Genomic DNA, 24581 nt, shown 5'->3' on the forward strand with positions numbered 1-24581 from the left:
CCGCCCGCGCCCCTGGTCCACGCCAGCGGGCGAGCGATCTGCGGGTGCTTTCGGGCACCGCCATCATGGGTGAGCCGTGGCACCATGCGTGGGTGGGTGACTATTTCGAGCGGATCGTCGATGTCGAGGTGGGTGCGGCCGCAGCGGAGGCGCTCGGTGCGCGGGTGGTGGACTGGATGGTGTCGCGTGGCTTGCTGACGCGAGAGATGTCCAGCGAGTCGATGTACAGCTCGAAGGTCGAGGCGGGCTACGTCCCCGGGGCGCAGTGGGCGGGTATCGCGGACAACTGGGGCGCCGATTGGCTGCCCGGCCCGGTCGCCGTCATCGTCGGCCGCCACGCCCATCACGGCGGCCAGGGTGAAACCGAACCCGAGTACGCCACCTGCCCCCACTGCGCCACCCGCACCGTCATCATCGACTACCCGAACCGATGGGAAGCCGACCCCACTGTCTGGCAACCGTTTTCGTCCGCGATCGAGGAATGGGTGACCACCGGCGTCGGCGACGTCACCTGCCGAACCTGTCGGACATCCGCACCGATCAATGCTTGGACCTGGTCAGACGACTTCGCCCTCGGCGCGCTGGCGGTCGAATTCTGGCACTGGCCACCGTTGCACGACACCTTCGTCAGCGAACTCGCCACCCAGCTCGGCCACCGGATCGTGCACCACACCGGCAAATTCTGACTAACCGATCCGGCTGATCCCCGACCACAGGTCGCAATGATGCTGTTGCGCAAAAGAATCGCTGGTATTGATGCCGGCGCTGCTCATTTCGAGGGTGGCGCCGGAGGTGGTCGGCCAGTCGGCGAAGTCCGCTGTCACCGGATCGCCGGTGTGGGCGAACCGGGCCCAGCTCTGCTGAATGCGGCGGGAGAGCTGGTCGCCTGCCGGTGGCAACGGGATCGGGATGCCGAGCAGATCGGTGAACACGTAGGGAAGTTCGGCCGCGTGAAAGGCGCCGGGCAGCAACGGGTTCTGGCCGAGTGGTGCTTCGTTGAATCGGTATTGCCAGACCTCGGCGCCACCGGCACGTGCGGCCTCGGTGGTGAAAAGTGCTGGGCAAGCGAAGAATCCGTCTGTGAGCACCTTTTCCTTCGCCTTGACCGGGGAGGGAAAGTCGGCCGACGGGTATCGGCGCAGAACCTGGCCGGCGTTGTCGCCGAACAGTTCCTGCGCCCAGGTCAGGTAATCGGATTCATCGGGGATCGTGCCCTTCAGATAGTCGAGCAGTGCGATGAAAGCGGCGCCCTCGTCGGCATTGCTGCCGACCACCAGCGGTATATCGCGCGCGGCTCCGGCGGCGAGCGCCTCTTCGGGAGTGGAGGTCAACACGACCCCGTCCTGTACGGGGCTCCAGGTGATCGCCATCGAATGCAATTCGGCACTGGGCGAATCCAGCAGCTTTTCGACCGGAAGCGCGCGCAGGCAGTTCAGTCGCGTGTACGGATCGTGGCACCCGAGGCTCGCCGCGTAGTCGGCCGACCGCTGGAAGGCGAGTTCTCTGTCCGGCGGTGACAGCGGGCTCCGCGCGCACGACCCACTCTGAATGATCGCCCGGTGGAAAAGGCCCTGTGCCAGCGGCGAAGCGAGCTGGGTGCACACACTCATCCCACCGGCCGATTCGCCGAAGAGGGTGACATTGCCGGGGTCACCACCGAACGCGGCCGCATTCTCCTGAACCCAGCGCAGCGCCGCCTGCTGATCGAGCGTGCCGTACGTTCCCGTGATGCCGCTTGTGCTGTCGGCCAGTTCCGGCAGTGCGAGGAAACCGAACGGGCCGACCCGGTAGTTGGGGATGGCCACGATGACCTTGCCCTCACGCACCAATCGGTCCGGGGAGTCGTACTGAGCGTTGGAGCCGAGTACGAAGGCGCCACCGTAAAGCCAGACCATCACCGGAAGATTCGCGCCCGCAGGGTTTTCCGGCACATAGATATCGATGCTCAGGCAGTCCTCACCGGATTCCTGCAGCGCCAGTCCGAACGGCGCCGGAGACGCCTGCGGACACTGCGGTCCATGCGCGACCGCCGCACGCACATCTGTCCACGGAACAGCGGGCCGCGGAGGGGCGAAACGGTTTTCGCCCGCGGTCGCGGCGGCGAACGGAACACCGAGGTATTCGACGATGCCGTTGGTGTGCCGACCGCTGATCGGCCCGCCCGAGACGGTGACCACCGTATCGTCGGGTGCCGCGGCGGCGGGCGAAACCACCACCGCCGCACCGGCACTCGCGAGGACAACGGCTGCCGCCAACAACTGGCGGATGAAGTTCGGGCTCCGCAACGCACGCTCCCACAGTGAAATGCTTTTGAAACAAAACTACTGTAGGTGACCGGCCTCACAGTGGGAAGAGTGCGCGACCTATTCGTCCAGCACGGCCAGCAGCCGCTGCAAGGCGGGCACGGCGGATTCCAACACCCGTCGATCCGCCGGTGACAGTTTCGCCAGCGAGTCCCGCAGCATGGCCGCACTGGCCCGGTCGTACCTGGCCAGCAGTTCCCGGGCCCGCGCCGACGCCACCAGCACCGCCCCGCGCCCGTCCTCGGTCGACGGAACCCGATCCACCAGATCGGCCATCGTCCGAACCAGATTGCTCACCGTCGACTGCGCCACCTTGAGCTCGTCCGCGGCGCGCCCCGGCGCCAGACCATCATGTGCGACAAGCAATCTCAGTAGTTCGATCCGCGCCTCCGGCAGATCGGGCAAACCCTCCATTGCCCGTGTCCGCCGCAACACCGCCCGCCGCAGCGGTCCGAGCAACGCACTCAACTGAGCTTCGACGCCACCTGCCATCCCGCCATTCTCCCGGCCCCCGACGAATGGCTGTCCGCGGCTACCTACGTCAGGTGTCGAGAGCGGCGGGGCCGGCCGTGGTGTGCGGCAGTTCACTCGAACAGTTCCGGCATTTCGATCGGGCGGGAGCCCTCGCGCAGGGACCGCGCGCCCACGACGCCGACCAGCGATGCCGCGATCGCCTGCTCTACCGGGACCAAGGGCTTCGCGCCGTGTTCGACGCATGCGCGGAACCCCTCGAGGATGCGGACCGTGCCCTCGGCTTTCGGCTCGACCGGAGTGCCGTCGGCCAGACACCTGGGTGTGGGTGCGCGTTCTTCGTCGACGGTGACGCCGCCCACCCATCCTTCGGTGCGCACCCGCACCGACCAGGCGCGATCCCCGGGCGCCCGCACCGATTCCGCCAGCCCTTCGGTACCGCGCACCGAAACCCAGCTCCAGTGGCTGTCGGGTTCGCCTTGCAGGAACCCGTGCCTGCTGATCGCCAGCCCGCCCCCACTGAGCCGGACCACCATGACGACGGCCGCTCGCGGATCGGCGGTGTCGACCGGGTACGCCGACACCTCGACCGGCAGTTGACCGGTGAGGGAGAGGATGGGGGAGAGGGTGTGCGTGCAGTAGGCCGTCGGTTCGATGCGTCCGCGCCAGTGGGCGGGATCGCCGATCAGGCCCGTCACGTCGGCGGGCGACATGGCGTGCAGATAGTCGGCCTCGATCAGGGTGGGTCGGCCGATCTCCCCGTTCGCCAAGGCTTTCCGGATGAGATTCACATGAGGATGGAACACGTAGTTCTCGGCGAACGAGTACGTCGCCGACGACCGCCGCTCGGCCGCGAGCAACTCCGCCGCCTGCCGCTCGTCCACGCAGGCAGCCGATTCCGACAGGACGTGGATGCCCCGATCGAGGAAGGCGATGGCCAAGGGTGCGTGCTCGTCGAAGTCGTTGGCCAGCACCACGGCATCCATGGGTTGATCGAGAAGCGCGGCCCATTCCTCGAAGAAGGTTGTCCCAGGCAGCATCTCGGCCGCCTCGCCCCGTCTCGCCGCATCCCGATCACACGCGGCGACCACCTCCATTCCCAGCCGCCGACACCACGTCGCCAGATGCAACCCCATCCGCAAACCCACAACCCCGACCCGCATTGCCCTGTCCTATCATTTCATCCTGGACCGCCTACAAGACCGAGGTCAGGAAGACTCTTGGTCCGCAGCCCCCCATCCGCGAGTCCACCCGCATGCGAGATCTTTGGCGGCACCCCGAACCGGCAGCGGGTCGGTGAAGATCACCCACACCAGCAGAGCCGCTTCGAGGTACGTGAGCTGGTTCGACGTCCGAAACGACGGAAGATACCTCTACACCCGCCACGGCGAAGATATCCACATCGATCCCTGCACCGACCATCAGTTCATCGACGGCCTTCGCCGACTGGTGGATCTGTGTCGCTAGGCGTGGGGCGGTTTACGGGAAGATCCTACGGACGTTCGACCGGTACCACCGTGACGACACCTTCGGTGCCCTTGAAGTCGTCGGGATTGGTTGTGAACAGCGGCAGACGACGGGCGACGGCGATCGACGCAATCATCAGATCAGCTTCGCGACGCCGTGGCTTGCGCCCGTAGGCGATCACCGCTGCGGCAATCAAGCCGTACTGGCGGGCTGCCTCCGTATCGAATGGCAAGGGGTCGAACACGGCCTCCGTTCGCTGGAGGCGGGCGATACGACGTGCACGCTCTACGGCATCGTCGGTTTGGTGCACGCCCGCCGATAATTCGGCCAGGGTCACGGTGCTGGTCAAGAGCTCACCCGGCAGTGACTCCTTGGGGATTCGCTCCAGATAGATCAGGATGTTGGTGTCGGCAAGGCCGCGCAGATGTTTGGCGGTCATTCGGCGTCACCGGATCGCGCATCCCGCAGATAGGTGTCGAAATGAGCTACTCCATCGACGTATTTTTCTTGGTCTGACCGGAACCGGTCAGGGTCCATCGGTGGTAGGTCACTGAACAGCTCGAACAGTTCATCGACCGGCACGGCACGACGCCGACTCGGCTCCGCCGGTTGGTTGATGTAGTGGTCGATAGCTGCCAAGGCGATCTGCTGCATCGACGTGTGTTCAGCCTCCGCGCGCCGCCGCAGGGCATCTGCCTGTTCATCGGACAACCGCAGAGTCATAGCCATACACGCATGATACCGCTAGGTATCACTGATGTCGACGGTGTTGTGGGCAAGTCGCAGCGTCAGCCTTTTGGCAGCAATTCGGCGATCAAATCGTCGATGCGCTTCTTGATCTCGTCGCGGATCGGGCGCACCGATTCGATGCCCTTGCCTGCCGGATCGTCCAACTTCCAGTCCCGGTAATCGATGCCGGGGAAGTAGGGGCAGGCGTCGCCGCAACCCATCGTGATGACGACCGTGGACGTCTCCACTGCTTCGGGGGTGAGGATTTTGGGGGACTGGGCGGTGATGTCGATGCCGAGTTCGGCCATGGCTGCGACGGCGGCGGGATTCAGGGTGTCGCCAGGAGCACTGCCCGCGGAACGGACCTCGATCGCATCGCCCGCGAGGTAAGTGAGGAACCCCTGTGCCATCTGGGATCGTCCGGCGTTGTGGACGCAGACGAAGAGCACCGACGGTCTGTCGCTCATTTGATGTCCTCGGAAGTGAAAGTCGGCGTAGTACCGGCGAATCGGTTGCGCAGCGCCAGCGAGACGTACACCAGGGCCACAAGAACCGGGACCTCGATCAACGGCCCGACAACACCGGCAAGAGCCTCGCCGGAGGTGGCGCCGTAGGTGGCGATCGCCACGGCGATGGCGAGTTCGAAGTTGTTGCCCGCGGCGGTGAACGCGAGGGTGGTGGTGCGCGCGTAGCCCAGGCCCATGACGGCCCCGAGCGCGTACCCGCCACCCCACATCACGGCGAAGTACACCAGCAGCGGCAGCGCGATACGTGCCACGTCCCACGGGTGGGAGGTGATCTGACGGCCCTGGAGTGCGAACAGGATCACGATCGTGAACAGCAGCCCGTACAGCGCCCACGGCCCGATCTTGGGCAGGAATGTCGACTCGTACCAGTCACGTCCCTTGGCCCGTTCACCGATGCGCCTGCTCAGGTACCCGGCCAGCAGGGGGATGCCGAGGAAGATCAGGACCGATTTCGCGATCTCCCAGGGGGAGGTGTCGATGGTGGTCTGTTCCAGGCCGAGCCAGCCGGGCAGCACCGACAGGTAGAACCAGCCGAGTACGGCGAACATGAACACCTGGAACACCGAGTTCAGGGCGACCAGCACGGCGGCGGCCTCGCGATCACCGCAGGCCAGGTCGTTCCAGATGATGACCATGGCGATGCAGCGGGCCAGGCCGACGATGATCAGGCCGGTGCGGTATTCGGGCAGGTCGGGCAGGAAGATCCAGGCCAGGGCGAACATGAGGGCGGGGCCGAGCACCCAGTTCAGCACCAGGGAGCCGATGAGGAGTTTGCGGTCGCCGGTGACGGTGTCGAGCCGGTCGTAGCGCACCTTGGCCAGTACCGGGTACATCATGATGAGCAGACCGATGGCGATCGGCAGCGAAACACCGTCGATCTCGACCGCGCCGAGGGTGTCGCCGAGTCCGGGCACCATGCGCCCCAACAAGATCCCGGCCAGCATCGCCGCACCGATCCACAGCGGAAGGAACCGGTCGAGGGTCGACAGCTTGCCGACGACGGGCGGCTGCTCGGCGGTGGTCGCCGTGCTCACGCGGGCACATCCTCGGTGCTCAGCGCGCTGGAAATGCGGGCGAACGCTTCGGGCACCACGCGGTAGTACACCCACGAAGCGCGCCGCTCACTGGTGAGCAGCCCCGCCTCGCGCAGCACCTTGAGGTGATGGGAGATGGTCGGCTGGCTCACCTCGACACCGTCGGAGATATCGCACACGCATGCCTCACCACCAGCGCGACTCGCGACCAGCGACAGCAGCCGAAGCCGCACCGGATCCGACAACGCCTTGAACACCGCGGCGAGCTCGGCCGCCTCGGTGTGGGTCAAGGGATCGCGAACGACCGGTTCCGCGCAGCACGCGGCATCGGCCATCAGGTTCAGCTCCGACTTCGACATGCATCGATATTGACGTACGTCGAATCAATGCGCAAACGGTGGCGGTGGCCGCTGGCCGGGATGCGCCCGTCAGCCGCCGAAAACGGTGTCGATCACGGACTCGTCGCCGTCGATCTCGATCAACCGGAGGGCGCGCGCCTCGTCCAGCGTCAGCGCGCCGGCGGCGAGGCCGAGCAGGCATCCGGGATCGGCGCGGACGCCTGCGTCGAGTTCGCGGCCGTCATGCCGGCCGACCTCGAAGCCCGAGCGGGTGCCGCGCAGCTGGAAGAACTCCGCTTCGATCTCCAGGCCGATCGTCACCGCACGGCGAAGCTCGACCCGCGCGTTGAGCAAAGCGGGGAGCGCGAGCGCGAGCCATCCCGGACGGAACGCGTCACCCTCGGCCGGGCCACGGCTCATCAGTGGCGTCGACCAGCGGATCAATCCTTCGATCGGTTCACGCAGCTCGGCACCCCACGGTGTGAGGGCGTACTCGACGACGCTGCCCTCGCCGGTCAACCGCCGCTCGATCACACCCGACGCCTCGAGGTCGCGCAGCCGGTCCGCCAGCAGATTCGTCGCGATACCGGGAAGGCCTTCGAGAAGGTCGCGGTAGCGGGCCGGGGCGAGGAGGAGTTCCCGGACTATGAGCAGATTCCACCGGTCGCCGACGACTTCGACGGCTCGGGCGAGCCCGCAGTACTGACCGTAGCTGCGCATCATCACCTACTAACTCTTGATATTCTAAAGTGCGCGTGAGATATTCAATCATACTCTGATGCCGAGTTCTGAGGAGACCGCCGTGGCCGACACAACCAAGAGCGTGCGGCCCGGTTGGGTCGACGACGAACTGTTCCCGTTCGAGAGCCGATTCGTCGAGGTCGACGGGCACACCGTGCATTACGTCGACGAGGGGTCAGGCCCCACACTGCTGTTCCTGCACGGCAATCCGACCTGGTCGTTCCTCTGGCGCGACGTGATCCGTGCGCTGCGCGACGACTATCGATGCATCGCCCTGGACTACCCCGGCTTCGGGTTGTCGACGGCGAAGCCCGGCTACGGCTACCTGCCGGAAGAACACGCCGACGTGGTCACCGCCTTCGTCGACCAGCTCGGCCTCGACGGCGTCACCCTGGTCGGGCAGGACTGGGGTGGCACGATCGGCCTGGCTGTCGTGCAGCGTCGGCCTGCCGTCTTCGATCGGTTGGTGCTCGCCAATACCTGGGCCTGGCCGGTCAACGGAGTCCTCCACTTCGAGGCTTTCGGCCGCCTCGCCGGCGGGCCCTCGAGCCGCTTCCTGATCCGCCGGTTCAATCTGCTGGTCAACACCTTCATTCCCACCGGCCACCGCAGGCGCAAGCCGACAGCGGCCGAAATGTCGCACTACAGCAAGGCATTGGATACGCCGGAGCGCCGTCAGGCCTGCGCCGTGCTGCCCGGCCGTGTCCTGGCCAGCCGGGCATTCTTCGCCGAAGTCGAGGCCGGACTCGCCGCCATCGCCCACCTGCCGACGCTGATCGTGTGGGGTGACGCCGACATCGCCTTCCGCGCTCAGGAGCGCGAGCGTCTCGAAGCGACATTCGTCGAGCACAAGACCGTGATCGTCGAGGGTGCGGGAACTTACGTGGAGTCGGACGCACCCGAGGAGTTCGTCGCCGCTTTCCGCGAATGGGCCGCGACGTAGCGAAAGCGTCGAGCCGACCGGTTGACGCCTGTCCGGTCGGCCGACGGGTTTGTCGCTGTTACGCCGCAGCTGCTCGAACCGCTCGACGGCCTGCCGCCGCGGTCACCCCGACCGTTGTGCCCGCACCGAGCACGACGGCGAGCGCATAGGGCACTGGTGCGAACGCGGCGAGCGGATCACCGGTCTTCACGATCGCGAACGGGACGGTGGTGACGAACGCTCCGAGCGCACCGGTGACAGCGCTGACGATGACGGCTGCGGCGGCCTCGCCGATGAGCATCCGCTGTGACTGGCTCGCCGTCGCGCCGATGAGGTGCATGGTGGCGAACTCCGGGTGGCGGCGGGCGATGGAGGCAATCAGGTTGTTGGACAAGGCGATTGCCATGAACGCGGCGATGAGGAATACCACCAGGTAGTTGATGGTGGCCATCAGTTCCCCGTCGCTGCCGCCGGTGCCGTAACCGCTCTCGATGCTCTGCATGGACAGGGTGCCTGCGGCGACCCCGACGAACAGGGTCAGGAAGGTGACCGCGGGACGTATCCGTTCCGGTGCGGTGGCGAGATTGAGTGCGATAAGGTGCCCGGCCGGGCCCGAGCGCAGAGCCGGGACCTTGGCGATCACGCGGTGCGCCGCACGGATCAGCTCCGGTGCGAGCAGGCCGGACCCGACTGCCGCGAGGACACACGCCGGACCGGTGAGCGCGGTGGTCAGGATATTGTCCGCATCGACCGCGAGTACGGCCGTCGACGATCCCAGACCGGCCGCGAGCGCCGCACCTGCCGCGATCCGGCGGATGCGCGTCGCACCACCGCGCATTCGTGCAGGCGTGGGGTCTTCGATGGGGCTGCGGGCGGCGATGGTGCGGCTGCCGAGCCAGGCGGCGGCGACGGCCGCACCCAGCATCAGCACGGTCGCGATCGAGGGGAGCGTCGCGCCGGGTGAATAGCCGGTGGTGTCGTCGACCAGGTCCGCGCTGCGGATTCCCGCGAGCAGGCCCGCGCCGAGCAGTTGTCCACCGACCAAGCCCGGCACGGCGGCGATGCTCGCCACGATGGCGGTCTCACCGGCGACCATCCGGCGTATCTGCGACGGCGTGGCGCCGATGAGACGGATGCCCGCGATCTCGTTCGTCCTGCCGTGCAGTGCCACCGCGATCGTGGAGATCATGGCGAACAGGACGATCGCCAGTACCCAGCCGCCGAGGATGAGCGGGAACTGCACGAGAAAATCGCGGTCGCCCTCGGCGGCGGAAAGTCCGGTGCCCAACAGCCCTGCCATGGCGGTGACCAGCGCGGTTCCGGCGGCCGCGACGAGCCCGGTGGCGACGGCGGAGGTTCGGTGGTGCGCGAACGAGCGCGCGGCCAGGCGCATCATCGCGACCACGCGTTCGAGCCGCGTTCGGCGGATTCGACCAGCATGGCCATCCGGTTCGCGACATCGCCCGCCGTCGGTCGCGCGAGGCGGTCGACGAGGGCGCCGTCGGCGAGGAACAAGACCTCGTCGGAGTACGACGCGGCAACCGGGTCGTGAGTGACCATGATGATGGTCTGCCCCTGGTCGGCCAGGCGGCGCAGCAGGGTGAGAACGTCACGGGCGCTACGGATGTCGAGTGCGCCGGTCGGCTCGTCGGCGAACACCACCTCCGGGTCGGTGATCAGCGCACGGGCGATCGCGACGCGCTGGCGTTGGCCCCCGGAGAGCTGGTCGGGCCGGTGATCGGCGCGCTCGCCGAGACCGACGTGGGCCAGGAGCGCGCGGGTGCGGTCGCGGTCGGGGCGTCGTCCGTCCAGGCGCAGCGGCAGTTCCACATTGTCGATGGTCGACAGTGCGGGCAGCAGGTTGAACGACTGGAACACGAAACCGATCCGGCGGCGACGCAGTTTCGCCAGCTCGGTCTGGTCGAGAGCGTCCAGCGCCTGGCCGCCGAAGGTGATGCGCCCCGAGGTGGGTGGCTGTAGTCCGGCCGCGCAGTGCAGGAGCGTGGTTTTGCCCGAGCCCGAGGGGCCCATGACGGCCGTGAACGAACCGGGCGCGAGGTCGAGGTCGACACCGCGCAGCGCGTGGACCGACCCGCTCTCACCGGGGTATTCGCGGCGCAGTCCGCGCAGTGACAGCACTGGCGGGGCCGAAGTTGTGGCGTGCATGGGATTCCTCCATGTGAACGAATGTTCTAAACGTTCGTTGTAAACGAACGTTTATATATACTATCGGGACATGAGCAATCGAGACAAGCTCCGGCAGGCGGCACGTGACTGTCTGCTCTCGCTGGGCTACGCGAACACGACCGTGCGCGAGCTGGTCAAGGCGTCGGGAGCCAATCAGGCGTCGATCAACTACCACTTCGGCTCCAAGGAGCGCCTGCTCACCGAGACGTTGCACGACCTCAACCGGGAATGGGGTGACGTACTTTTCGCGGCTCTAGACGGCGTGGATCCACCCGGCCCGGCGGGCAACGCGGCCAGGTGGGAACGAATCATCGCGTCGATCGACGAGCACCGGGCGCTGTGGTACGTGAACTTCGAGTCGGTGTCGGCCGCCCGTCACGACGAGGAGATCAGGGCGATGATCGCCACCGGCCAGCGTGCGGCCCGCCGCATCCTCGCCCGCGCCTTCGGCGGGCTCGACCTCGACACCGCCGATGCCGATGCCATCGATGCGGTCGGGTCCCACTACTTCGCGCTGCTCGTGGGTGTGGCCAGTCAGTGGCTCGCCGATCCCGATCACGCTCCCACCGCAGAGCGCATCGTCGCGGTCGACACATTGCGAAACTCGTAGTTCCGTAATGAGGGTGCGCTACGCCTGCCCCCGCCCGCCGAAACCGGCTGTGGTGCAGACTTTTCCGACGAGTGCGAACTTCCTGGTGCGGAAATCGACCGTGATGGACCTTTGGGTTTGTCGGGTACATAGGCGGCACAACGGCGCCCCGGATCGTGAGATCAGGGGCGCCGCAATTGCATTCAGTATTGGGTTGGGTTCCCGATCCGCGACCGCCGATGGTGCCGGCGTTCGCGGAACCGCTCGGTGGTCAAACCCCGAGCGCACCCGCGATCTTGGCGGCCATCGCGGTCACCGCCGGGAGCGGAGCACCCTTGGCGGCGTGCGTAGCCGGCTCGATCGCGATCAGCACGGTGTCGCGGAAGTTGGCTGCCTCGCCGGGGTAAGCGGCGAGCGCGGCCATCGCGGCCGTGAGGCTGGGCAGCACGGTGTCGGCGAGTTCGGCCACAGTCTTGCCCGGCAAGCGGATATCACGGGACTTCGCCGACAGAACATGACCGACAAGTCCCGTCGCGGAAGTGAGGGCGATGGTCCCGTGCGAGACAGCCTTGTGCGGAGCCCCCGCGGCAGCGATCAACGAGACGGCCCCATAGGCGGCGGTCCGCAGGGTGGCCTTGTCCTGGTCGGTCAGGGTGACGGTGGCGTTCATGGTGTGCTCCTCGTAATCCGTTGTGGTCCATCCCTTTCGGAGTAGGACCGCTTTGTTCGATGAACACACTTTGTCCGGCCTCGCTGACACGGACCTGACGCTCAGCTGACGCCAGTGCTGACATGGAGCACAGCCCGTGAGGCGGCCGGCGAAACACTGGTTACAGACGGCGATGATTCATATATCGATCTTCTGTCGCAACTGTGCCCAATGATCGATAAATGGATCATCTCGGGAACTTCGCGCTATGATCGTTATATGGATCAGATGCGTGCCCTCACCTCGGCAGAGTTCGGCCGAGCTGTACGCCGTGCTCGGGAGCGGCGGGGCCTGCAGCAGGCTGATCTGGCCGAGCGATTAGGCGTTACGAGGATGACGGTGTCACGGCTGGAACGCGGTGGTGCTGTCAGTATGGAAACGGCCATCCGGGCGCTATCCGAGTGTGGCTACGAAGCAGTGGTCGTACCCAAGTTCAGCCAGGTCACCGTCGAGGCTGGGTGATTCGATGGCCAGGAAGAAGGGTCCCGCCCTGGACGTGTGGTTGTACGGGCACCACGTCGCCCGCCTCACTGAACCCAGCACCTATCGATACAGGCTCGATTTCACCGACGAAGCGCTCGATGTTTTCGGTCAGGGGGCGCGGGTGCTTTCGCTTGCCCTCCCGTTCGATACCAAGCCGGTAGCTGATACGAAGGGTGTGGGGCCCCGACCCGTAGCTGCGTTTCTGGAAGGACTGTTGCCCGAAGGGAATCTGCGTCGACATCTCGCCGCGAGTCTTGGAGTCACCGCCATCGACAAGCTCGCACTCCTGCGAGCGGTTGGCGCCGAATGCGCCGGCGCGGTGCAGTTTCTCCCCGAAGGCGAACGGCCGACCGCGGGTAGCGTCAGAGATCTGTCCAGTGACGAGGTGAACCGGATCGTCGCAGACCTCCCGACGTATCACCTCCCCGAAGGAGCGGTGCCACAAGCGTCGCTGGCGGGCATTCAGGACAAGGTGCTGCTGGTCGCCCGGCCGGACGGATCCTGGGGATGGCCCGAGGGGGGCTCGATCTCGACGCACATCATCAAACCCGAGCCATTGGGTGGCGCGACAGTGTCACATCTTATTCAGACAGAGCACTGGGCGATGTCGGTCGCACGTGCGGCAGGTCTCCGTGCTGCACAGACAGCAGTCCAAACATTCGGCGGACGCAGCGCGCTCGTTGTCGCACGCTATGACCGTGCTGATGAGGGAGGACGGCTGCACCAGGAAGACTTCTGTCAAGCCCTCGGCTTGGACCCGGACGCAAAATACGAAAGTACGGCCGAATTCGAACGTCTCGGTTCGCGGTTGCGCCGTATCGCCTCTGTGGCGGCCGACCGGGCGATCGATCCCCAAGCATTTCGCGTCGATCTGCTGTCGGCCATGACCTTCAATGTGATCGTGGGCAATGGCGACGCTCACTCGAAGAACTATTCGCTGCTGCTAGGCCGTCGCGGCGAGGTGTCATTGGCGCCGCTATACGACTCAGCCCCGGTCATGTATCTGGATTCTCGTTTCAAAGGGACAGGCCAGGTGATCAACGGACGCACCACCATCGATACCGTCGATGAAGCCGACTTGGTGGCCGAAGCCCGCTCGTGGGGGTTGGCGCAGCGCGTGGCGCAGAACACTGTGCGGTCTGTGATGGCAAGAGTGTGGGACGCCGCACGCTCGATCGCTTTGCCATCCGGCGCCGAGCAGGTCTCGGGCCAACTCGAAACGCTCTGGAGTCGGCGCAAGTGGAACATGGGCTGAGATTGCCGTCGTAAGGCTTCTCAGGTCACGGTTTCTTCGAGATCCTCTTGTCAAGACAACGGCTTGCGGGGTCGAAAGAGCTGTTCCCAAAGAGCTTCACATCGAAGTCGTCGGTGGCTGGCGACGCGGTAGTCGAGCTGTGAACAGCGTGACGGCGCCGACGTCGGTGATGCTGTACTCGCCGAACGCCTCTTCAAGGGAGGTCTCGAGTTCGCCGCGGTTGTCGTGGCGATTGTTGAATGCGCCTAGCCGACTGTAGACAGCGGTGAGTGCGCGGCCGAACAAGGTGCGAGGAGCATTGTTCCGGCCGAGGATGGTGGAACCGAACAGCACGCCGTCATCGGCGAGCACGTCGGCGAGGTGGCGAAACGCCACCCCCTTCGTGATGAAATCGCCTGGTACGCAGTGCAATACGAAGTTGATTCCGATCGAGTCGTATCCCGCTCCGGCCTCGACCGGGACCGGATTCAGGACACTTCCGCAGACCGAGTCCACCACCCGATCAGGTTTGCTGATGCGGCGGGCGGTGAACGATAGCGGAGTCGGATTCAAGTCCATCAGCGTGATGTGCCCCGGGTCGGGCGCGGCAGAGGTGTTCGCGAGATACCAACCGCTGCCGGGACCGATCTCGAGGTGCCGCCGCCCGAGGTTCTGTTCGTAGAGCTCGAGCATGACGTCGGAGTCGCATTGCCAGGCAAATCTGTTGCTCAGGCGGATAACCCATGCGTCGTAGACCGTCAGGAACGCCCGCGTGTACGGGGCGGCGGCCTCGTGTTCAGGATCAGGTCGAAACAAAGTTCGGTCCTATCGTCCCAATGGCTGAATCCGAGCGTCTGCGGGCTCAGCACGGCTTGGCGATTTCGCCCTGCGCACAAGCCGATTCGGCTCGCATCAGCTCCGGGAGTCGACCCATCCAATCGGCTCCATCCGAGCCCTCTGTTCCCCAGTACGGGGCGTCGAGTTCCGATAGTAGATGGTGCTGTCGCCGGTCGCGACGAGTTGCTCAGCCAGTTCGGGGGATTGAGTGAGTTTGAACTACGAAGTCGTCCGGGCCGATCCACATCTGCGGTTCGAGAAACTGCCAACTGGCAAGGTCGTCGTGCGCAGACGCACGGGCACCCGACCTCGCTGGTGGTCGCGATCGACCCGCTCGCGAGATTGTCGCGCGGCCGGTCGAGATCGACCATGCGCAGTAGTCGGTCGCCCACCAATGACGCACCCCACGTTGGGTGTTATCGGGTTCTGTGCAACTTGTCACACCATGTCTATATCCTCCCAAAGTGGGTAAGGCACACTGATTTCGGAGGACGCGATGGTCGACCAGCTCAACGTGGGCAACACCAGGGAGGGCATCGGCAGGACCGTCGACGGCCTCGGCAAGGTCGCGCGGACCGCGTCGACACAGTTCGTCGGGCAGGTCGGCAGCGTCAAGGAAGCTGCCAGGGGACGCGTCGAAAAGCTGACCGTCAAGAAGGCGGACCCCTACGAAATGGCTGTGGCCGAATACAACGACGTCTTCACCTCCATGGCCGACAGGGGTCTGTCGCTACTGCGTCAGCGCGAACGTTCGACGGATCTGATCGAGCTGGTCGAGCAGTTGGTGAACAGCATCGCCAACACCCCGAAGTCGTTCGGCACCGACTTCGAGGAGATCGAAGTGCACCGGACGAGGTTCCTCGATGCGGAGGAGTTCGCGCAGAAGGAGCTGGAAGCGGCGCGGCTGTCGGCGGCAGGCGCCGGTGCGGGGTTCGCTGCGGGAACCGCGGTGGCAAGGCTCGCGCCGTCCGTGGCGATCTGGGTTGCCACCACGTTCGGGACAGCGTCGACCGGCACCGCGATCTCGACGCTTTCCGGTGCGGCGGCCAGTCGGGCAGCGCTGGCGTGGCTCGGTGGCGGCGCACTGGCCGCCGGTGGGGGAGGCACGGCCGCGGGCACCACACTGCTCGCGCTCGCCGGTCCGATCGGCTGGACTATCGCGGGCGCTACCCTGCTCGCGTCGATCGCCCTGTTCGCGAAGAAGAAGTTCGAGAACCGAGAGGCGAAACAGGAAGCGCTGACCGCGATCAAGCGAAACACCGTCCTCGTCAAAGGCATGGATGCTCAGATCGACAACCTCCTCCAACGGACGATCTTGCTTCGTGAAGGGCTGGTGAAAGGCTACGGAGAATCCCTGGCGCACTTCCGGGCCGACTTCCGTGAGCTCTCGTCCGCCGAACGGATGGAACTCGCAGCCTTGGTGAACAACACGAAGTCGTGCGCGGCCATGCTGAGCCGACGCGTCGAACAGGACACCGACAGTGAGTGAAACAGTCGGGCTCGTGACGAGCGTCCAGGAGCAGGCGGTCGCTTCCTGGGTGAGCTATCTCAATCAGCTCCGCATCGACAACTTTCTCGGAGCGCCGAGCCGGCAGGACGTACACCTTCGGGACGCGCTCACCAGCATCGATGAGGCCATCAGGAAAATCGACCTCGAGGTGGTCGCCGCCAACCGGGGTGGCCTACACGGCATGCACGGCTTCATCGCCGAGGTCGCGGAGGTCGGCGTCGGCAACGCTCGGCAGCAGATCATGGGCCAGGAGCCCATTTATCGGTGGGTGAACGACAACGGGCCCGTAGACCTGATGCGCGGCACCGTGGAGATTCAGCAGAAATTCGTCGCGGCAGGCGGTCGCTTCGCACTGGGTGCGATCGCCGAACACCTTCAGAAGTATCCCGACTACGTGCGCAACGGCGGGAAGTATCAGATCCCCCGTGATTTTTTCGAGGTGGTCCAGCGGCTGCATTCGTTGTCGCCCGAGGAGGCGAGCCGAGAGCTGTCACGCAGTGGCGACGGCCCGTCGTTCAGAGACTGGCAGCGGGTTCAATCGTTTTTCCAGGACAGATCGGTCGGCCTCGATTCGCTCGAACCCTCGACGCTCGAATACGGCGATGTACAGCGCGATGCCTACACCGCGACAATGGCGGCAGAGAAGGAATCGCTTCTCGCCACAGACCAGTCCGCGCGCGACGTTGCCTACCAGCAGAGCCTGCCCAACTTGCGAGAAGGCGCGACGGCGGGCCTGACTGCCGCCACGCTCGCGGGCGGGACCGCCTTCGTGCTGGCCGTGGTCGCCAGACGCCGGGAAGGTAAGTGGCTCAATGATTTCAGTGGGCAGGACTGGGTCGATATCGCAGGCGAAGCCGGCGGGGGCTTCGGCAAGGGCGGTGTCCGAGGACTGAGTATCTATGCGCTCACGAATTTCACCGCTACCTCCGCCGCTGTCGCGAGCTCGATCGTCACCGCTTCCTTCGGTATCGCAGAGCAAGCGAACAAGCTGCGCCGGAACGAGATCGACGAACTGGAGTTCATCGAGAACGCCGAGCTGGTGGCGTTGGAGGCCGCTGTGCGCGCGCTGTCGTCGTTCGTCGGCCAGGCGACCATCCCGATTCCTGTTCTCGGTGCTGTCATCGGCACCACGGTCGGCACCGTGATGTACAAGGCTGTGGCGTCGTCGCTGTCGAAGCGTGAGGCGGCGCTGATCGAGCGCTATCTCGAGGAGCAGCGCATCCTCGACGAGCAGCTCGCCGCCGAGTATCAGGAGATGCTGGCGAAGCTGGACCAGGGCATGTCGGACTATCTCGGGTTGCTCGAACGAGCCTTCTCGCCCGACGTCCAGGTTGCGCTGACCGGATCGATCCAGCTGGCGGTAGAGCTCGGCGTGGCAGCGGACGAGATCCTGGATTCCGATGAGAAGGCTCTCGCCTACTTCCTCGACTGATGTGGAGGGCGGCGGAGCGATCGATTCGGGGTACTCACCAGAGAGATGCCCCCATACAGAACAGTCCCCGGTAGTCTCCATCGAAACGAAAGTTGTCAGTCGTCGCTGACAGCTCCGGAATTCGACTGGCTTGCCGGGGGCTTAGCCGGATCCTGAAAAACAACTCACCGCTGTCGACGGACGTCTCTGTCGGTAGCGTAGCCATTTTCCGGTGCTCCGGTATGTCTCCAGTCTGCTCCGATTTCTCCTGCTGTCAATACTTGTCGCCTGACTATTTCGCCGAAATTCCGAGGTCGGGCGGGGTGCTGGTGTGCGGCATTGTGCGGAGCGCCGTCGCGGAGGACAGTGGGTATGTCCGGTGGTGTCCACCGGGGGCGCCACTCTTCGGAGAAGCAGGAGGTTGCCTGTGTACGCACGTTCGAGCACTATCGCGGCTCAGCCGTCGTCGATCGACAGCGGGATCGCGTATCTGCGTAACAAGGTGATGCCGCAGTTGCCCGAGTTCGACGGATGGGTCGGCCTGTCGTTGATGGTGAACAGGGCGACGGGACGTTGCATCGCCACGACCGCGTGGGATTCGGAGGATGCGCTGCGATCGAGCCAGTCGCGTGCCCAGCCGTTGCGTGACGGCCTGGCCCAGGCGATGAGTGGGCGGCTCGAGAAGATCGACGAATGGGATGTTGCCGTCATGCACCGCGAACATCTGGCAGGCCCGCGCGCGTGCACCCGATGCACCTGGTTGCAGATGGATCCGGCCGGGATGGACCTGCTGATCGACACCTTCAAAACCAGACTGCTGCCGGCGTTCGAGGAGCTCGAAGGATTCCGCAGCGCCAGCTTGTTCGTCGACCGGGAAACCGGGCGTGCGGTCGGCTCCACGGTGTGGTCGAGTGTCGAGGAGTTGGACAGCAGTCGCGCACACACGGACCGGATGAGGGACGCGGCCTCGCGCAGTCTGAGTGCCGAGGTCCTCGATGTAGCGGAGTTCCGGCTCGGCTTCGCGCACCTGCGCGTGCCCGAATTGGTTTGATCGGCGGTGTGAGCCGGCCGGGAGGGTGCTTCCGGCCGGATTCGCCTTGTCCGGCGGACCACCGCGGTTGATGTGGCTCGCGCGTTGGTCGTGTCGGTTTCGTCCAAGACGGGTGTTGGTGCCTCGACTTAGGGTGAGTGCAGTCCGACGCACGATCTTCAGGAGGAATCGCATGGCACGCGAGCTGGTTTACACGGGATTCATGTCGCTCGACGGGGTGGTCGATTCGCCAGGTGGCACCGTCGAGGGGCATCGCAGTGGTGGGTGGGTGATGCAGACCGAGTTCGTGCCTGAGGCGTATTCGCTCAAGGGGGAGGAGCTCGCGGAAACCTCGGCGCTGATGTTCGGGCGTCGCAGCTATGAGGCGTTCGCGCCGATCTGGCGGGATTCCGAAGATCACGCCGCGTACAAGGATCTGCCCAAGTATGTGGTGTCCTCGACACTGTCCGAGGACGACCTGATCGACGGCTGGGGTGAGATCACGATCCTGCGTACCCTCGCGGACGTGGAGAAGCTGAAGCAGTCCGACGGTGGGGCCGTCTTCGTCCACGGCAGTGCCGAACTGGCACGGAGTCTCGGCGACGCCGACCTGATCGACCGCTACAACCTGTTGGTCTTCCCGGTTCTGCTCGGCGCGGGCAAGAACCTCTTCAGTCATTCGGACCGGCCGAAACAGCAACTGCGGCTGCGTGATTCGGACACCTACCGCAACGGTGTGGCGAAACTCGTCTATGACGTGGTGCGCTGACCGAGCGCGATCGCCCCGCCCGCACTTTCGCGTAGTTGCCGCGCTGTGCGCCCGACATAGCGTCGCAGCGCGCGGGCGAGGTGGGGTTCGTCGTAGTAGTCGAGCTTGGCCACGACATCGGCCGCGGTCTCACCCGCACTCAGCAGCAGCGCCGCGGTGCGGACGCGTTCGATCTGGCGGACCGCCCCCTGCGTGAGGCCGGTCGAGGTGCGGAACCGGCGTTCGAGAGTCCGCTCACCGACCGCGGGTCGCCCACCACGCAGTGCCTCGACGACCAGCGGGTCGCGACCGACCACCCCCGCCGCGATCAGCCGTTCGACGAGCGCCTCGGCATCGTCCGGATGTGGTGTCTCCCAGCGTGTTCCGTCGAACCAGAAGCCGCGGTCGGTGACGTCCGGCAGCAAGATTCCGCCGTCTACCAGCGACGATGTCGCGACGGTACGCAACGAGGTGCCGACAGTGAACTGGACACCGAGGAAACTGGCGCCCTCGGGTACCGGCGCCGTCCCCGCCCGGCTCTCCGGCCCCGTCACCGCGGCTCCGCGCACACCGTCCTGGTCCCAGAACACCAAGCCCCACGTCTCGGTCGCCACGGAGGTCATCTCCGCCACGTGCTCGCTGCGGCAGGTCCACACCGTGGAAATCCACGGCGAATCGGACCCGCGCCCCTCGAACACCAAACCCACACGTCGATGCTAAACGGCCGTGCGACGATCTGGTCCCTGTCCCGGAGCTGACCGCCGCCGTTGTCGGGGAAAGTACCGTCATAGGCATGCACGATCTGACCTACGCACCCGCAGGCGCGACCTGCCCCGCCGAGCGCATCTGGGCCGAAGGTCTCGACGGGTTCCGGCGGTTCGAGACATGCGTGGTGATCGGGGACGGTGAGCAGGTGTGGGAAGCGGCGAGGGAGGCGGTGTTGTGCTGGGGTGTGAAGCGGCGCAGTGGGTTTCGGGTCGTCCCGGATGGGACCGTCGCTGTCGGCGCGGAGTATCGGGTGAGCGTGGGGTGGGGGCGGCTGTCGGTCCATGAACCCGTGCGGGTGGTGGCGGTGGTCGATACCGAGGACAGGTGTGGGTTCGCTTATGGCACCCTGCCGGGGCATCCGGTGTGCGGTGAGGAGGCGTTCGTGGTGCATCGACGACCTGACGGGACCGTGGAACTCACACTGAGGTCGCTCACCCGACCCGCGCCGACCGGATTCTGGCGGACGATCTTTCCGATCCTGCTCGTCGCCCAGCGCCACTACCGCCGCCGCTATTTGCGTGCACTGCTGCGCTGACCTATCTCGTTCTTTACCGAGCTGACGGACAGCGCTTTTACTCAGCGCGAAACTCGGTTCGCACCTTCTTGGCTGCCGAGAATCAGCGATGACTTTCTAACGGCCATCTTAAGGGGGCTGTTCATCTCGGCGCGGCCACCATGCGGCCGACCGTGAGCCGGGCACTCATGCTGAATTCCGAACGCAGCGTGCGTGTCTCAAGTCTGTGCGCGAAAGGTGATTCGCATATCGATCGCGAATCCGAACGACAGAATGGATTGGTCAACCGACGCAAATGTGAAATAGATCACAAAGATTGATTTAACATCTTTCGGCTATTACTAATAGCCCGGTCGACATTCGATTGGTCCGGCTTTGGGGGGCACAAAAGGTCGAGAGGGAGTAGTCAATGTTCATGCGCTCAACCCGCAACATTCTCCTCGGTGCACTGCCTGTGGCTATGGCGGTCGCCTTCGCCGGCAGTGGCGTTGCGTCGGCGGACGTCACCGCCGACCAGCCGGCCACCGTGCTGGCCGTCCAGGAGAACAACTTTGCGACGGCCGTCGCCGCGTTCTCGTTCGGATCCGCCGTCCCGGCGGGCGCAGTGATTTCCCAGGAGGCCGAGCCTTCGATTCCGCAGGCTGCCCAGCTTTCGGACGAAAACTTGGTCTCGGAAGTGGCCGCTCCCGAGATTTCGGAGGCAACCGCTCCCGTGGTTTCGGACGTGATCGACACCCAATTGCATGAGGTCGCGACCAATCCGAAGGCCGAGAACTCCGACCCGGTGGTCAACGGTGCCCTCGCTGGTGCCGGTCTCGGTGCGCTGGCCACTCTGGTCAACTGCATCCCGTCCGCGATCATATTGGGCGTGGGCTACCCGATCTGCCTCCTCCTCGGTGTACTTCCCCACGCGGCCGTCGGTGCCATCATCGGTGGCGTTGTGGGCCATGTGAATCCGGAGGTCGTTCCGCAGGTCCTGCCCTGAGAAGGCGGGTCTGCACGTAACTGCCCCTGCTCGGGACTCCCGGTGCTGCTGCGATGAAAAGCGCAGTCGCACCGGGGGTTTTGCTACGGGGATACTGATGTGTCGACCTGGGACGCTCATGAACCCGGAGCTTGCGCGGCAGCAATTGGCGGCTCGCCGGAGTGCACAGCCACCGGCGGCGGCGTGTCGACGACAATGTGGTGGCGAGCCGTGCGAGCTGTTGCCCAAAGCGCTCAGGGTCCATTGCGGGGCGCGGCTTAGGGAGTGACGATCGGGAAGGCCGGATCGAACTCGTCGAGCAATCCGGCGTAGGTGTCGAGCACGCTCACATCGCCGTCGACGGTGATCTTGTCGGCTTGGATCAGTCCCGTGGCGGTATCGGGCTGTAATAGCACAGATACCAGCAGCGGCTTGGGTCCTGATACTCGCAGCTGGGGGTCGCCGGATTTGCCGCGGCGGACGTTGAGCACACCGCGGCGGATCCACATCGTCCACTGCTCGCCGACGTCGGTGAAGTCGAAGTCCATACGCAGATCCACCTGGGCGGCCTTCTCGCCGATGATGTGGACGGCTACGAAGTCGAACAGGATCTCGATCGGCATCGCCAGGATGGAGTCTTGGCTGGCGGTCACATACGGCGGCGGTTGCGCGCCCTCGCGCAGTTCCAAGGCCGCGGACAAGAAGATGCCGCGCCACTGCGGGCCCTCGGCCTGGTAACCCATCTGCTCGTAGGCCTCGGCCTGCAGATCCTTGGCCCGCTGGTTGTCGGGCTGAGCGAACACCAGATGGTGCAGAATCTGGGCGGCCCACCGGTAGTCGGCGGTTTCGATCGCGCGCTGGCCCTCGGCGAGAATCTTGTCGGCACCGGCGAACTCGACGAATCGGGCAGCGGCTTCGACCGGCGGGTGCGGGTGCAGCGAGACCGGGTCGCCGTCCCACATGCCCAGTTCCTTGGTGTACACCGCGCGCACGTCGTGATGCAGGGTGCCGTGATAGCCGCGGTTGGCCCAGTTGCGTCCGAGTTCTTCGGGCAACTCGATGACCTCGGCCGCCTCGAGCGGGGTGTAGCCCTTGTTCGCCAAGCGCAGCGCCTGGTCATGAATGTATTTGTAGGTGTCACGCTGGGATTCCAGGAATGCGGTGACGTTATCGTTGCCCCACACCGGCCACGTGTGCGGGCCGTAGTGCACCTCGGCCTCGTCGCCCCAGCGCTCGAGCGTTTCGTCGAGGTAGCGGGCGAAGTTGCGGGCATCGCGAGTACGAGCCCCGCGCAGGGTCTGAATGTTGTGCAGCGAGTGGTTCGCGTTCTCCGCACAGGTCAGGGCTTTGAACTGGGGGATCCAGATGTGCATCTCCTCGGGCGCCTCGGTGTCGGGGGCGTAGAGGAATTCGAACTCGATCCCGGCGATCTCGCGCCGGGTACCGGTCTCGGTGATCAGATCGGTCGGCGAGATATAGGAGACCTGCGGACCCTTGGTGGAGGCGATCCCGATCCCACAGGTAACAAATCCCTGCGGTCCCGGCGGCAGCATGGAGCCGAAGGCATAGAAGCTTCGGCGCGCCATCGCGTTGCCGGCGATCACGTTTTCGCCGATGGCGTACTTGTCGAATGCCAGACCCGGCGCGATGATCGGCACCTTGCCCGAGGCGACGTCCTCGGCCGACACCACACCTTTCACGCCGCCGTAGTGATCGATATGGGTATGGGTATATATGACCGCCTTCACCGGTTTGTCGGTGACATGCTCACGAATCAGCGCCATGGCTTGTTTGGCGGATTCGACGCCGGCCATGCAGTCGACAACGACGATCCCGTCCTCGCCCTCGATGACGGTCAGATTGGCGATGTCGTTGTTGCGGGCCTGATAGACACCTTTGGTCACCGCGAATAATCCACCCACGCTGATCAGTTGCGACTGCCGCCACAAACTTGGGTTCACCGTGTCCGGGGTCGGTGGATCCCCACGCAGATAGTCGAACTCGCCCGGATCGAAAACCACCTTCGAGCTGTCGGCATCGGAGTAGACCGGACCCGGCAGCGGCGCGATCAACCCACGCTGAGCGTCGGCGAAGTCACCGCGGTTGTCCATGTCATACCCCTGAGGCGCCGCACGGTTGACCTCCGCGGTCGCCGAGCTAGCAGGTTTGGGCTCCTGGCACATGCGCGCTCCTGGACAGTCGGGGGTGGACAGCTGATTTGAGCGTCCTCCTGTCGCACGCCGACACGCCTCACCCTTACGGGGTGAACTTCACCCGCAGCGGCAGCCGATCGGGCAATGACACGCAAAACCCGCGTTTCCAGCCCACCCAACCGAGCGGCGAACCCCGGCCGGCGTGTGGGCCGAGCGCGCCGCCGCCGGGGGCGCACCGGCGACGGTGACCAACGAGACCGCGTTTCTCATCGACTTCCTGCCCGTGATCCGGCGCAGACTCTCGCGTACCGGGTTCACCGTCGACCACGTGCAGTACTAACGCGACGTGCTGCGCCCGTTGATCGCCCGCCGCGAGCAGCTGGACCGGTTCGTGCTGCGCCGCGATCCCCGCGACATCTCCCGGATCTGGGCGCTGCACCCCGAGACCGGCGAGTACCTGGAGGTGCCCTATCGCACGTGGTCGCACCCGGCGATCAGCGTGTGGGACCACAGCGCCGCGGTGGCGCGGCTGCGCGAGCAGGGCCGCGCCGAAATCGACGAGAACGCCCTGTTCTCCATGGTGGAGCAAAATCTGTGCGCGAGAGGGGACTTGAACCCCTACGTCCGTGGACACCAGAACCTAAATCTGGCGCGTCTGCCAATTTCGCCACTCGCGCTGGATGTGTACGACCGTCCAAACTCTACCGGGCGAATCGGGCTCTCCCAAGCGTTGGGGCGGCGTGGCGTACTGGTGGGTAACACGACCTGGGGTTATAACGATTCGATAAAGGTCAATATGAGGGGCACTCATGTTTTGCAAACGGACAGTAGGGCCTCACCTGCGCGTTCAAACATGAGGCGGGGTCATGTTTCAGAATAAAGTGGTACGGGCGTGCGGAAATACTGGGTGGT

Annotated in this window: 27 protein-coding genes and 1 tRNA gene; 12 read left to right on the forward strand and 16 right to left on the reverse strand. The window is 65.2% G+C overall.

What is annotated here, in order from left to right; all coding sequences use genetic code 11:
- The first annotated feature begins 92 nt into the window (after positions 1-92).
- Entirely contained in the window at positions 93-686 is a 594-nt protein-coding gene (locus ACWEVR_RS18555) for a hypothetical protein (RefSeq protein WP_452467943.1), read from the forward strand.
- On the opposite strand, the gene ACWEVR_RS18560 is transcribed toward ACWEVR_RS18555, so the two are convergent.
- From ACWEVR_RS18560 to ACWEVR_RS18600, 9 genes are all read right to left on the reverse strand, one after another.
- Positions 687-2285, reverse strand: a complete 1599-nt coding sequence (locus tag ACWEVR_RS18560; RefSeq protein ID WP_452467944.1) for a carboxylesterase/lipase family protein — start codon at positions 2283-2285, stop codon at positions 687-689. It lies immediately after the preceding gene.
- Positions 2286-2363: 78 nt separating this feature from the next.
- The gene (locus tag ACWEVR_RS18565) at positions 2364-2795 is read right to left on the reverse strand and encodes a MarR family winged helix-turn-helix transcriptional regulator (RefSeq protein ID WP_452467945.1); all 432 of its coding nucleotides are present in this window, start codon (positions 2793-2795) and stop codon (positions 2364-2366) included.
- A gap of 92 nt (positions 2796-2887) precedes the next feature.
- Positions 2888-3937 (reverse strand): Gfo/Idh/MocA family protein, encoded by a 1050-nt coding sequence (locus ACWEVR_RS18570; RefSeq protein WP_452467946.1) that lies wholly within the window; start codon positions 3935-3937, stop codon positions 2888-2890.
- A 329-nt stretch (positions 3938-4266) separates the two neighbouring features.
- Complete coding sequence (locus ACWEVR_RS18575; protein ID WP_452467947.1) at positions 4267-4680, reverse strand: PIN domain-containing protein; 414 nt, start codon at positions 4678-4680, stop codon at positions 4267-4269.
- Positions 4677-4970 carry a hypothetical protein gene (locus ACWEVR_RS18580; RefSeq protein WP_452467948.1) on the reverse strand — a complete coding sequence of 98 codons (294 nt, stop codon included), beginning with the start codon at positions 4968-4970 and terminating at the stop codon, positions 4677-4679. The genes ACWEVR_RS18575 and ACWEVR_RS18580 overlap by 4 nt, the downstream gene beginning before the upstream one ends.
- A gap of 59 nt (positions 4971-5029) precedes the next feature.
- Positions 5030-5437, reverse strand: a complete 408-nt coding sequence (locus tag ACWEVR_RS18585) for an arsenate reductase ArsC (RefSeq protein WP_452467949.1) — start codon at positions 5435-5437, stop codon at positions 5030-5032.
- Positions 5434-6531, reverse strand: a complete 1098-nt coding sequence (gene arsB, locus ACWEVR_RS18590) for an ACR3 family arsenite efflux transporter (RefSeq protein ID WP_452467950.1) — start codon at positions 6529-6531, stop codon at positions 5434-5436. Before arsB ends, ACWEVR_RS18585 begins: the two co-directional genes overlap by 4 nt.
- Positions 6528-6866 carry an ArsR/SmtB family transcription factor gene (locus ACWEVR_RS18595; RefSeq protein WP_376739953.1) on the reverse strand — a complete coding sequence of 113 codons (339 nt, stop codon included), beginning with the start codon at positions 6864-6866 and terminating at the stop codon, positions 6528-6530. The genes arsB and ACWEVR_RS18595 overlap by 4 nt, the downstream gene beginning before the upstream one ends.
- Positions 6867-6959: 93 nt before the next feature.
- Positions 6960-7589 (reverse strand): winged helix-turn-helix transcriptional regulator, encoded by a 630-nt coding sequence (locus ACWEVR_RS18600; protein ID WP_452468081.1) that lies wholly within the window; start codon positions 7587-7589, stop codon positions 6960-6962.
- Between the two features lie 58 nt (positions 7590-7647).
- Between ACWEVR_RS18600 and ACWEVR_RS18605 the strand changes: the two genes are divergently transcribed.
- Positions 7648-8553 carry an alpha/beta fold hydrolase gene (locus tag ACWEVR_RS18605; RefSeq protein ID WP_452467951.1) on the forward strand — a complete coding sequence of 302 codons (906 nt, stop codon included), beginning with the start codon at positions 7648-7650 and terminating at the stop codon, positions 8551-8553.
- A gap of 58 nt (positions 8554-8611) precedes the next feature.
- On the opposite strand, the gene ACWEVR_RS18610 is transcribed toward ACWEVR_RS18605, so the two are convergent.
- Together ACWEVR_RS18610 and ACWEVR_RS18615 are read right to left on the reverse strand one after the other, a co-directional pair.
- A complete protein-coding gene (locus tag ACWEVR_RS18610) occupies positions 8612-9928 on the reverse strand; it encodes an FtsX-like permease family protein (RefSeq protein ID WP_452468082.1) in 1317 nt (438 codons plus the stop codon).
- Complete coding sequence (locus ACWEVR_RS18615) at positions 9925-10698, reverse strand: ABC transporter ATP-binding protein (RefSeq protein ID WP_452467953.1); 774 nt, start codon at positions 10696-10698, stop codon at positions 9925-9927. Before ACWEVR_RS18615 ends, ACWEVR_RS18610 begins: the two co-directional genes overlap by 4 nt.
- 70 nt (positions 10699-10768) lie before the next feature.
- Here ACWEVR_RS18615 and ACWEVR_RS18620 point away from each other — a divergent pair, with 70 nt between their 5' ends.
- The gene (locus ACWEVR_RS18620; protein WP_452467954.1) at positions 10769-11329 is read left to right on the forward strand and encodes a TetR/AcrR family transcriptional regulator; all 561 of its coding nucleotides are present in this window, start codon (positions 10769-10771) and stop codon (positions 11327-11329) included.
- Between the two features lie 250 nt (positions 11330-11579).
- On the opposite strand, the gene ACWEVR_RS18625 is transcribed toward ACWEVR_RS18620, so the two are convergent.
- Positions 11580-11978, reverse strand: a complete 399-nt coding sequence (locus ACWEVR_RS18625) for a hypothetical protein (RefSeq protein ID WP_452467955.1) — start codon at positions 11976-11978, stop codon at positions 11580-11582.
- A gap of 114 nt (positions 11979-12092) precedes the next feature.
- Here ACWEVR_RS18625 and ACWEVR_RS18630 point away from each other — a divergent pair, with 114 nt between their 5' ends.
- Together ACWEVR_RS18630 and ACWEVR_RS18635 are read left to right on the forward strand one after the other, a co-directional pair.
- Positions 12093-12479 (forward strand): helix-turn-helix transcriptional regulator, encoded by a 387-nt coding sequence (locus tag ACWEVR_RS18630; RefSeq protein WP_452467956.1) that lies wholly within the window; start codon positions 12093-12095, stop codon positions 12477-12479.
- Between the two features lie 4 nt (positions 12480-12483).
- Positions 12484-13755, forward strand: coding sequence for a type II toxin-antitoxin system HipA family toxin (locus ACWEVR_RS18635; protein WP_452467957.1), 1272 nt, complete (start codon positions 12484-12486; stop codon positions 13753-13755).
- A gap of 96 nt (positions 13756-13851) precedes the next feature.
- On the opposite strand, the gene ACWEVR_RS18640 is transcribed toward ACWEVR_RS18635, so the two are convergent.
- Positions 13852-14550, reverse strand: a complete 699-nt coding sequence (locus tag ACWEVR_RS18640; protein WP_452467958.1) for a class I SAM-dependent methyltransferase — start codon at positions 14548-14550, stop codon at positions 13852-13854.
- A 517-nt stretch (positions 14551-15067) separates the two neighbouring features.
- Between ACWEVR_RS18640 and ACWEVR_RS18645 the strand changes: the two genes are divergently transcribed.
- From ACWEVR_RS18645 to ACWEVR_RS18660, 4 genes are all read left to right on the forward strand, one after another.
- A complete protein-coding gene (locus ACWEVR_RS18645) occupies positions 15068-16060 on the forward strand; it encodes a hypothetical protein (protein WP_452467959.1) in 993 nt (330 codons plus the stop codon).
- Positions 16053-17513 (forward strand): hypothetical protein, encoded by a 1461-nt coding sequence (locus ACWEVR_RS18650; RefSeq protein ID WP_452467960.1) that lies wholly within the window; start codon positions 16053-16055, stop codon positions 17511-17513. The genes ACWEVR_RS18645 and ACWEVR_RS18650 overlap by 8 nt, the downstream gene beginning before the upstream one ends.
- Before the next feature lie 406 nt (positions 17514-17919).
- Positions 17920-18543, forward strand: a complete 624-nt coding sequence (locus tag ACWEVR_RS18655; RefSeq protein WP_452467961.1) for a hypothetical protein — start codon at positions 17920-17922, stop codon at positions 18541-18543.
- Positions 18544-18715: 172 nt separating this feature from the next.
- Positions 18716-19291 (forward strand): dihydrofolate reductase family protein, encoded by a 576-nt coding sequence (locus ACWEVR_RS18660; RefSeq protein WP_439263689.1) that lies wholly within the window; start codon positions 18716-18718, stop codon positions 19289-19291.
- Here the strand turns inward: ACWEVR_RS18660 and ACWEVR_RS18665 are convergent.
- Positions 19273-19977 (reverse strand): helix-turn-helix domain-containing protein, encoded by a 705-nt coding sequence (locus ACWEVR_RS18665; protein WP_452467962.1) that lies wholly within the window; start codon positions 19975-19977, stop codon positions 19273-19275. The two genes, ACWEVR_RS18660 and ACWEVR_RS18665, sit on opposite strands and share 19 nt — an antisense overlap.
- An 86-nt stretch (positions 19978-20063) precedes the next feature.
- Here ACWEVR_RS18665 and ACWEVR_RS18670 point away from each other — a divergent pair, with 86 nt between their 5' ends.
- Together ACWEVR_RS18670 and ACWEVR_RS18675 are read left to right on the forward strand one after the other, a co-directional pair.
- Positions 20064-20573: a DUF1990 family protein gene (locus tag ACWEVR_RS18670; RefSeq protein WP_452467963.1), complete on the forward strand. Its 510-nt coding sequence runs from the start codon at positions 20064-20066 to the stop codon at positions 20571-20573.
- A gap of 394 nt (positions 20574-20967) precedes the next feature.
- The gene (locus ACWEVR_RS18675) at positions 20968-21537 is read left to right on the forward strand and encodes a hypothetical protein (protein WP_452467964.1); all 570 of its coding nucleotides are present in this window, start codon (positions 20968-20970) and stop codon (positions 21535-21537) included.
- A 257-nt stretch (positions 21538-21794) separates the two neighbouring features.
- Here the strand turns inward: ACWEVR_RS18675 and ACWEVR_RS18680 are convergent, their stop codons facing one another.
- A complete protein-coding gene (locus ACWEVR_RS18680; protein ID WP_452467965.1) occupies positions 21795-23627 on the reverse strand; it encodes an alkyl/aryl-sulfatase in 1833 nt (610 codons plus the stop codon).
- A gap of 244 nt (positions 23628-23871) precedes the next feature.
- On the opposite strand from ACWEVR_RS18680, the gene ACWEVR_RS18685 reads away from it, so the two are divergent.
- Positions 23872-24009, forward strand: coding sequence for a hypothetical protein (locus tag ACWEVR_RS18685; protein ID WP_452467966.1), 138 nt, complete (start codon positions 23872-23874; stop codon positions 24007-24009).
- A gap of 255 nt (positions 24010-24264) precedes the next feature.
- On the opposite strand, the gene ACWEVR_RS18690 is transcribed toward ACWEVR_RS18685, so the two are convergent.
- Positions 24265-24346: transfer RNA gene (locus ACWEVR_RS18690), tRNA-Leu, on the reverse strand.
- Between the last annotated feature and the right edge of the window lie 235 nt (positions 24347-24581).

It is taken from the genome of Nocardia sp. NPDC003979 (genome assembly GCF_053605015.1).

Excerpts from the sequence above, each read along its gene's own strand:
- ACWEVR_RS18565 (WP_452467945.1), bottom strand. The coding sequence starts at position 2,795 with ATGGCAGGTGGCGTCGAAGCTCAGTTGAGTGCGTTGCTCGGACCGCTG.
- ACWEVR_RS18570 (WP_452467946.1), bottom strand. The coding sequence starts at position 3,937 with ATGCGGGTCGGGGTTGTGGGTTTGCGGATGGGGTTGCATCTGGCGACG.
- ACWEVR_RS18575 (WP_452467947.1), bottom strand. The coding sequence starts at position 4,680 with ATGACCGCCAAACATCTGCGCGGCCTTGCCGACACCAACATCCTGATC.
- ACWEVR_RS18580 (WP_452467948.1), bottom strand. The coding sequence starts at position 4,970 with ATGGCTATGACTCTGCGGTTGTCCGATGAACAGGCAGATGCCCTGCGG.
- ACWEVR_RS18585 (WP_452467949.1), bottom strand. The coding sequence starts at position 5,437 with ATGAGCGACAGACCGTCGGTGCTCTTCGTCTGCGTCCACAACGCCGGA.
- ACWEVR_RS18595 (WP_376739953.1), bottom strand. The coding sequence starts at position 6,866 with ATGGCCGATGCCGCGTGCTGCGCGGAACCGGTCGTTCGCGATCCCTTG.
- ACWEVR_RS18600 (WP_452468081.1), bottom strand. The coding sequence starts at position 7,589 with ATGCGCAGCTACGGTCAGTACTGCGGGCTCGCCCGAGCCGTCGAAGTC.
- ACWEVR_RS18605 (WP_452467951.1), top strand. The coding sequence starts at position 7,648 with ATGCCGAGTTCTGAGGAGACCGCCGTGGCCGACACAACCAAGAGCGTG.
- ACWEVR_RS18610 (WP_452468082.1), bottom strand. The coding sequence starts at position 9,928 with ATGATGCGCCTGGCCGCGCGCTCGTTCGCGCACCACCGAACCTCCGCC.
- ACWEVR_RS18615 (WP_452467953.1), bottom strand. The coding sequence starts at position 10,698 with ATGCACGCCACAACTTCGGCCCCGCCAGTGCTGTCACTGCGCGGACTG.
- ACWEVR_RS18620 (WP_452467954.1), top strand. The coding sequence starts at position 10,769 with ATGAGCAATCGAGACAAGCTCCGGCAGGCGGCACGTGACTGTCTGCTC.
- ACWEVR_RS18625 (WP_452467955.1), bottom strand. The coding sequence starts at position 11,978 with ATGAACGCCACCGTCACCCTGACCGACCAGGACAAGGCCACCCTGCGG.
- ACWEVR_RS18635 (WP_452467957.1), top strand. The coding sequence starts at position 12,484 with ATGGCCAGGAAGAAGGGTCCCGCCCTGGACGTGTGGTTGTACGGGCAC.
- ACWEVR_RS18645 (WP_452467959.1), top strand. The coding sequence starts at position 15,068 with ATGGTCGACCAGCTCAACGTGGGCAACACCAGGGAGGGCATCGGCAGG.
- ACWEVR_RS18660 (WP_439263689.1), top strand. The coding sequence starts at position 18,716 with ATGGCACGCGAGCTGGTTTACACGGGATTCATGTCGCTCGACGGGGTG.
- ACWEVR_RS18670 (WP_452467963.1), top strand. The coding sequence starts at position 20,064 with ATGCACGATCTGACCTACGCACCCGCAGGCGCGACCTGCCCCGCCGAG.
- ACWEVR_RS18675 (WP_452467964.1), top strand. The coding sequence starts at position 20,968 with ATGCGCTCAACCCGCAACATTCTCCTCGGTGCACTGCCTGTGGCTATG.
- ACWEVR_RS18680 (WP_452467965.1), bottom strand. The coding sequence starts at position 23,627 with ATGGACAACCGCGGTGACTTCGCCGACGCTCAGCGTGGGTTGATCGCG.